Annotated in this window: 2 tRNA genes and 1 rRNA gene; all 3 read left to right on the top strand. The window is 47.0% G+C overall.

Annotation, left to right across the window (positions count from 1 at the left end):
* Nucleotides 1-128: 128 nt before the first annotated feature.
* The 3 genes from rrf (at nt 129) to E5329_RS29355 (ending at nt 448) form a co-directional block, all read left to right on the top strand.
* Nucleotides 129-246: ribosomal RNA gene (rrf, locus tag E5329_RS29365) — 5S ribosomal RNA — on the top strand.
* A gap of 7 nt (nt 247-253) precedes the next feature.
* Nucleotides 254-327, top strand: a tRNA-Ile gene (locus tag E5329_RS29360).
* Nucleotides 328-375: 48 nt separating this feature from the next.
* Nucleotides 376-448, top strand: a tRNA-Ala gene (locus E5329_RS29355).
* Nucleotides 449-538: the final 90 nt, after the last annotated feature.

The following is a 538-nucleotide window of genomic DNA, read 5'->3' as shown; positions in this document are numbered from 1 at the left end:
TGGATCACCTCCTTTCTAAGGAAATTGAGTAAAGATTATTCCGCTGTTGAGTTGTTAAGGGGCTGTCAGCTTTAAAAGAGCGGACGGCGCGCAAGCGGAATTCAGAGAATCCGCAAACACTCAGAATTTCCAGTGGCGATGCGTTTAAGGGAGACACCCGTACCCATCCCGAACACGATGGTTAAGGCTTAAGCGGCCGATGGTACTGTATTGGAGACGATATGGGAGAGCAGGTGGCTGCTGGATTATAAATGGGCTTATAGCTCAGCCGGTTAGAGCGCACGCCTGATAAGCGTGAGGTCGGTGGTTCGAGTCCACTTAAGCCCATTTGTTCTGTAAAGAACAATTAAGGATGAATTTAATATTTTATCCAATGGGGGCGTAGCTCAGTTGGGAGAGCACCTGCCTTGCAAGCAGGGGGTCAAGAGTTCGAATCTCTCCGTCTCCATTCAGATATGCAAATATCTGCAGGAAGGCTTGATAAAGCCAGACATGTACCTTGAAAAATCCATACAGAGAAAGACAAGACATCAAACAA

Origin of the sequence: Petralouisia muris, from assembly GCF_004793545.1 — a bacterium.
Taxonomy (GTDB): Bacteria; Bacillota; Clostridia; order Lachnospirales; family Lachnospiraceae; genus Petralouisia; species Petralouisia muris.
Note: the sequence above shows the minus strand (reverse complement) of the source record. Positions and strands in the feature narration are given on the sequence as shown.